Here is a 7715-nt window from a genome sequence, read left to right as displayed (position 1 = left end):
ATTTAATATATTTTTAATTTACTTAATGCATAAAATACTATAAAATAGTATTTGTGTTATTTTACGTACATTTGAAAGGAGATAGTGTAATTGTTATTTATAATTTTATATATACTTATTTTTAGTATAGTCATTTACATGATTTTTAACCTACTTAAAGTTTTTGTATTTAGTAAAGTACATATTAATAAATGGATAGTTCTGGCTGTTTCTCTGTTAATCGTAATTCCTTCTTTCTTTATACAAACAAGGAACCTTCTTTTGGTAATTCTGCAATCTTCAGTAGCAGCGATCTTACTTTTATGGTTTTATGATATGCTTATATCTGAATTAAGAGAAAAAAGGAAAAAGAAGAACGAGATAAAAATAAGACCGAAAGCTAAACCCAATAGAGCTAAGAACAATAGTAGTAATATAAATAATAGTAGTAAAAATAAGAGAAAATAAAAAAGGAAATGTTGTGGCAATACGGAGATTTATCCGTTCATTAAGCACTTGTAACACAAATTTTATGTAAATTTTCTAATTTGTGCAAACTCGGCTACGCCTCAAACACTGCCCAAATCTTAACGAAAATTTACATAAAATTTGCTGACAATTGCTAAATTCACTCTATATCTCCTTCGTGCCACAACATTTCCTAGAAACTAAAATAAGGGATGAGTGACCTCTGCCGGCTGAAAAATGCCTCCGACGGTCACTCATCCCTTTAACTGACTCTATGCATGGATAAAACTACTTTCATTAATTGTTCTTTGCTCTTTTCTAACTGCATCCTGTAGTAGTTCCACAATCCATACATACCATGCAGGTACCATTTCTAACCATATGTGTGCTGGAACAATTTTTACAGGTAACTCCATAAACTCGTTCGCCACTATTTTCTTTATGTTCTTTTTCAAAATCATAAGCCAATTCGGAGCCTTTCTCAGGCTTTACTTGGCATCTGGAAAAGTCACCAAGTTCTATATCTATTATTTTGCTTACCAAATCTGAAATAGAGCTGACACTTTTAATGTATGGATGTTTCTTTACAAACCCATAGGGCTCGTATTTCTGACCTCTAAGCATTCTAGCAATATTCTTAGGAGGTACATGATATTGAAGCATAACAGATATAGATTTTGACAAGGAATTAAGCAATCCTGTTATAATTGTGCCTTCTCTGTCAGTAGTTATATATATCTCTGTGATTTCCCCAGCTTCATTTCTATTTACAGTTGTATATATCTTTACATCCTCTATCTGAGCAGGATGAGTTCTTCCGCTTCTAATTCCTACAGGCTTATCACGTCTTGAATGAATAGAATTTCTTTGCAATTCAGAAGCATATTTTAATAACTCTTGATAGCTTAGATCATCCAAACGTATTTCTTTAGTATTTTCTAAAGATGTGTTAAGCGGCTGACTTGCCTTTGAACCATCTCTATAAATAGTTATTCCTTTTATACCAAGCTTCCAGGACTCTAATATTATCCTCTTAAAATCTGATACGGAGGCATCCTTAGGAAGATTAACCGTCTTTGATACAGCTCCAGAAATAAGCGGAGTAATTGCAGCCACCATTTTAACATGCCCCTCTGCACTTATATACCTTTTTCCTGTTCCACATTTATTTGCAGTATCAAATATAGCAAGATGTTCCTTCTTCAAATGTGGAGCACCTTCAATTTTTCCGTCTGCAAGTTTATCATATTCAAGGCTTCCATTTTTAACTTTCTCTGTCTTTGTTACATAACTTACTATATCTTTAATCTGCATATCGGAATATCCCAAATTTTTAAGTGCAGTCTCTATTACTGGATTTACTACAGTCATAAAACCACCGCCAGATAGTTTTTTATACACTATATGGCTAAAGAAAGGTTCAATGGATGTAGCTCCGCAATCCATTGCAAAGGATATGGTTCCAGTTGGTGCTATCACGGAAACCTGAGCATTCCTATAACCATAGCTTTCACCAAGTTTCAGAGCAAGTTTCCATTTATTTTTCACCGTCAAAGATATATCATTAAAGCCAATTTTTTTAAGCAGCTCATGATTTATCTCTACAGGCTTATACGTCAATTTTTCATATTCGCTGTTTAACGCACCGGCGGCCCTACAGTGATTTCGTATTACTCTGAGCATATATTCTTTATTTATATCATACTTTTTAAAGGCTCCTATCTCTTTAGCCATTAATGCCGATACAGTATAGGATTCTGCTGTAATTGTACCAATCAAGGATGCTGTAATATTTCTTCCTTCTTCAGAATCATATGGATATCCCATAACCATAAGCAGTGAAGCTACATTTGATATTCCAAGACCTGTCGTTCTAAAATTATAGGTTTTTCGTGCTATATCTTCAGTAGGAAATTGCCCCCAATAGATCGATGCTTCAAGGACAAGCTGACAAAGAGCTATTATATGAAGATATCCTTCCACATCAAATTTTCGTAAATTATTATCGTAAAATTTATATACATTTATTGATGCCAGATTACAAGAGGTATCATCAAGAAATGCATATTCTCCACAGGGATTTGTAGAATTTATTCTGTTATAGTGAGCATTATAAACACCGTCTTCACCTGCAGAACAGGTATGCCATGCATTAAAAGTATCATCAAACTGCGGAGCAGGGTCTGCACATTCCCATATTGAATTATTGAATTCCTCCCATAGTTTAGAAACCTTAACTTTTTTGTTAACACGGTTATCAATTCTGCCTTTTAATTCTATTATCGCTTCTGGTTCATTTTCAAGATTATCTACCTTACTCATAAACTGATCACTAAAGCGAATAGAATTATTACTATTCTGACCTGAGACTGTTTGATAAGCTTCACCATCTATATCAGTATCATAACCCATTTTACCAAGGGCTCTAACCTTTTTTTCTTCCTTAGCCTTCCACGTAATAAATTCTTCTATTTCAGGATGATCTATATCAAGACACACCATCTTGGCAGCCCTTCTCGTGGTACCACCGGATTTTATCGCACCTGCATTTCTATCAAATCCTTTTAAAAAACTCATTAATCCAGAAGAAACTCCGCCTCCTGAAAGTTTTTCACCCACAGCCCTTATATTTGAGAAGTTGGTACCCGTACCGGAACCACCTTTAAATAATTTCGTTTCAGTAACATACTGCTGAGAAATAGAGTGCTCTCCAAGAAGTTTATCTTCTATAGATAATATAAAACATGCGGAAGCTTGTGTTCTGCTGTAAGCGTCCTTTGACATCACAACCTTGTTTTCACCTTCATCGAAATAATAGTTACTATTATTTTCACCACTGATGCCATATTCCTGTTTGAGCCCCGTATTGAACCACTGCGGCGAATTAGGTGCATACATTTGATTCAGCAGACCAAAAACCATCTCATCATAAAATATCTTTTCTTCTTCATCGGTTTTTAACAATTTTTCTTCCTTAAGTGCAGCAGTCCAGAACCTTACCATTCTGTTGGCTACCATCTTAAGGCTATTTTCATAACCAAATTCATTAGGTACGCCAGCTTTTCTAAAATATTTTGAAGCTATTATATCACAAGCATTTTGAGAATAGCTTTCTGGAAATTCAACATTTTTCATGTCGACTAATATTTTTCCTGTCTTATAATCCCTTAAAAGTACATCAACTCTCTTCCACTTAAATAAATCAAATACCGTTTTTTCTGGTGAAGTTTCAAGTTCTTTAGTGTACCTTCTACTGATAATTCCGCTTAATGAATCCATTAATCTCCCTCCGAATATTCAACATGTAGTATGTAAGATAAATCAAAAGCACAATATGTAGTGCTACAATGTTCATTATAATGTATTTTCTTCATAAACTCAACACAATATTTAGTAATGTTTATTTTATTATTTTCAAAATATGATATTATATAAATTGAGAGTAAAGAGAAAAGAGAAAATGAAGGTTAAAATTCAGCCATGTTGAATTCTGATTGTATAGATAATCCTAATTATTTGATAGTCCTTTTGTAATACTAGGTTTAGTCTTAGTTTCTAAAAAATTATCTGCTGATTATCAGATTTAAATTCTCAGAAATTCTACACAGCAGAATTTCTTCCTTCACTTTTCTTTCTTCTCTTTTCTCTTTTCTCTTATCTTAGTTCGTATTCTATTTAAAGGTGGTAATTATATGTTACATAAAGATAAAGATAAGTTTCCGATAGTTCACAAGAATTCCTTTATCGCTGAAGGCACTCATATTATCGGAAATGTGTGCATAAAAGAACGGGCCAGCGTATGGTATGGAGCTGTACTTCGAGGCGATGATAACTATATAGAGTTAGGGGAGGGGAGTAATATTCAAGATAACTGCGTAGTTCATGGTTCAACGCATGCAGATCCTGTTATAATCGGAAAGCACGTTACAATTGGACACAGTGCAATAATACATGGCTGTAAGATAGGGGACAATTGTCTAATTGGAATGGGTTCCATAATAATGGATGGTGCAGTTATTGGAAATAATACTGTTATAGGCGCAGGCTCCATAGTTACTGAAAATAAAAATATACCAGATGGGGTACTATGTCTTGGAAGACCTGCAAGAGTTATAAGAAAACTTACGGTGCAGGATATTGATAAGATAAAGGAAGCCGCTGAGCATTATAGTTCAATTATTAAAAAAGAAAATAAAGAGTAAAGAATAAATGAATGAAGAAATTCTATTACACAAAATTTCTATAAATCTATTTTCTCAAGAATTCAGCTTTCAAGCTGAATTCTTTTCTTCGCTTTACACTTTACTCTTTTCCCTTCTTAACTACTTATATATGTCCACCACAAGGCCGGTTATTTCATCAATAGTACTAGCTATATTAAGATTATCTTTTTCGTTCTGCATCAGCATATTAGTAAGCTCCTCTAATTTATTATCAATTACATCTACAGTCATAAAATATTGAGTTTGCCAAAAGCTTATATCTTTTTTAAGGGAGTACATATAATTCAGTACATTGCTTAAATATTCCTTAATCATATTTTTATACGCTCTGACATCTGCGTAGGTTTTAGAAACAGCTAGTCTGTTTCCTTTCTTTTTTATGTCATCCAGCATTTTTTTTAGTTCTTCTTCGCTTTTCTTCTGATGCGCAAAGTTAAAACTTTGTGAAAAATTTTTTTTATTAGTTACATTCCTTTTTTCTGAGGCTATAGGTTCATTTCTACCAACTCTTTTTATTTCCATGTTAATCCTTCCTTTTATTATTAAAATTCATAAGTAAAACTGTTAGGACTTGCATCTGATGGCATTCTCCAATCTCCGCGGGGAGATAAGCTTATAGTGCCGACTTTAGGTCCATCAGGCAGTGCGGATCTCTTAAATTGCTGTGAGAAAAATCTAAACATAAATTTCTTAAGCCACTTATCAATTTCATCTTCACTATAGTCACCAGCAAAAGCAATACCAGCTAAATACTTTATCTTTTCAGGAGAAGCTCCCTGTCTTATAAAATAATATAGAAAGAAGTCATGAAGTTCATATGGACCAACTATATCTTCCGTTTTCTGAGCAATATTTCCTTCAGAATCTTTAGGTAAAAGTTCTGGACTTACTGGCGTATTGAGGATATCTATTAAAACTTCCGAAATTGTTTTTTCAACTTCATACTGAGCTACATAGTTCACTAGATATCTTACCAAAGTTTTTGGTACTGAACAGTTAACTCCATACATAGACATATGATCACCATTATAGGTAGCCCATCCTAGTGCAAGTTCTGAAAGATCTCCAGTTCCAATAACAAGACCTCCTTCTTTATTGGCTATATCCATAAGTATCTGTGTTCTTTCTCGCGCTTGAACATTTTCATAAGTAACATCATGTATTTTTGCATCGTGACCAATATCTTTGAAATGTTGAATACAGGCATCAACGATATTAACCTCTCTAAAACTAGTGTTTAGTTGTTTGCAAAGCGACACCGCATTATTATAGGTTCTATCTGTAGTACCAAAACCTGGCATTGTAACCGTAATTATATTTTTCCTCGGCAGTTTAAGCATATCAAAAGTTTTTATTATAACAAGCAATGCTAGTGTTGAATCAAGTCCACCGGATATTCCAACTACAGCCTTATTAAGACCAGTATGGGTAATTCTTTTTGCCAAACCTGCTTTTTGAATGTTAAAAATCTCTTTGCACCTCTGTTCAACAAGTTTTTCGTTAGAAGGTACAAAAGGATGTTTATCTATATATCGGTCAAATTTTCTAATATTTAAGTCCTTATACTTAAACTCTATTTCATTAAATTTTATTCCATAATTTAATTTATTACCATGAAAGCTAGAATTTTTAACTCGTTCGTTGATAAGCTTATTAATATCTATAATAGTGATAAGCAGATCATTTTCTCTCTGAAATCTTGTGTTTTCTTTAAGCAGTGAGCCATTTTCAGTTATAAGCATATGACCGCTAAATACAACATCAGTGGAAGACTCATGAACACCTGCAGAGCTATAAAGATAGGCACTCATTGTTTTAGCACTTTGAGAAATAACAAGATTTTTTCTATAATCAGCTTTACTTACAAGTTCATTTGAAGCAGACAGATTGGAGATTATATTTGCCCCTGATAAAGCTGCTTGAGAACTTGGGGGTATAGGTACCCACAAATCTTCACAGATATCAAATGCAAATTTAAACTTGCCGCTTGAAAACATAAGTTCAACTCCGAAAGGGATTTGAGATTGAAATGGCAGATTAACCAATTCGTTTTTTATATTAAAGCCTTCAGCGAACCATCTTTTTTCGTAAAATTCACTGTAATTTGGTATATAGCTTTTAGGAACAATACCAAGTATTTTTCCGTCAAATATTATAAATGCACAGTTGTATATCGAATCTTTGAAAACTAATGGGGAACCGACAGCAATTAATATGTCCTTTCCCTTTAAGTATTTACACAACTCTTCTAATGCTTTATAACTTTCATCTATAAGCCTATCTTGAAGAAACAGATCTCCACAGGTATAGGCTGTTATACTAAGTTCAGGAAATAATATATATTTACATTGCTTTTCTAATGCATCATCTATACATTTCTCTATTTGTTTAAGATTATATTCTGTATCGGCTACTTTAATTTTAGGGCACGCTGTAGCAACCTTTAAGAAATTCATTTGTATCACTCTCCAAATAATTTAAATAAATTGCGAACCAACGATGGGGGTATGACCTACCGGTCATTGCGCCCTTCGTGTTCTGTAAATTAAATAGCTGTTAATTATTTAATGTATCTTTTAAATATAAACTAAGTGCTATTAGATAAACGTTATTCTATGGAATAACAATTTTTTAATTTCTTCGAAGAAAACTAAAGTGCATCGCTAATTTTTTAGAAAGATAAAAAACCTCTTTTTAATTTGGAAATTGCTAAAACTAATATCTATTTTAATAGAAATAACCTTAAAAAGCTGTCTAAGCAGGACAGGTCTTGGCTTCGAAGACCTGGTTCTTCGTAGAGCCCTGTCACGATTAATAGGCTTTTAAGTAGTTGGATTATTAAAAGTAAGTTAATTATACCAGTTTCCATATTGAAGAGAAGCCTTTAACTCTCTTTCTAATTAAGATCACACTTAATAATCTACGAAGAAAAATTAAAGATACAACTTCATCAAATAACGTCTGTAAAATTAACGTGTAGAAATTTTAGAGACGGTACTTTAAAACTAGCAATCTATATAATTTACAGAGCCCGCAGGGAGCGTT

5 protein-coding genes are annotated in these 7715 nt (G+C 33.1%); 2 read left to right on the top strand and 3 right to left on the bottom strand.

Going from position 1 to position 7715, the window contains the following annotated elements; genetic code table 11:
- Positions 1–90: 90 nt before the first annotated feature.
- Positions 91–447, top strand: coding sequence for a hypothetical protein (locus tag CLORY_RS23480; RefSeq protein WP_079428579.1), 357 nt, complete (start codon positions 91–93; stop codon positions 445–447).
- A gap of 318 nt (positions 448–765) precedes the next feature.
- Here the strand turns inward: CLORY_RS23480 and CLORY_RS21965 are convergent, their stop codons facing one another.
- Entirely contained in the window at positions 766–3726 is a 2961-nt protein-coding gene (locus CLORY_RS21965; RefSeq protein WP_079428577.1) for a vitamin B12-dependent ribonucleotide reductase, read from the bottom strand.
- 413 nt (positions 3727–4139) lie between these two features.
- Here CLORY_RS21965 and CLORY_RS21960 point away from each other — a divergent pair, with 413 nt between their 5' ends.
- Complete coding sequence (locus tag CLORY_RS21960) at positions 4140–4649, top strand: gamma carbonic anhydrase family protein (RefSeq protein ID WP_079428575.1); 510 nt, start codon at positions 4140–4142, stop codon at positions 4647–4649.
- A 120-nt stretch (positions 4650–4769) separates the two neighbouring features.
- Here the strand turns inward: CLORY_RS21960 and CLORY_RS21955 are convergent, their stop codons facing one another.
- Entirely contained in the window at positions 4770–5192 is a 423-nt protein-coding gene (locus CLORY_RS21955) for a YaaR family protein (protein ID WP_079428573.1), read from the bottom strand.
- A gap of 20 nt (positions 5193–5212) precedes the next feature.
- Positions 5213–7126, bottom strand: coding sequence for an NAD(+) synthase (locus CLORY_RS21950; RefSeq protein ID WP_079428571.1), 1914 nt, complete (start codon positions 7124–7126; stop codon positions 5213–5215).
- Positions 7127–7715: the final 589 nt, after the last annotated feature.

The sequence above is a fragment of the Clostridium oryzae genome (assembly GCF_002029235.1).
GTDB lineage: Bacteria > Bacillota > Clostridia > Clostridiales > Clostridiaceae > Clostridium_AE > Clostridium_AE oryzae.
Note: the sequence above shows the minus strand (reverse complement) of the source record. Positions and strands in the feature narration are given on the sequence as shown.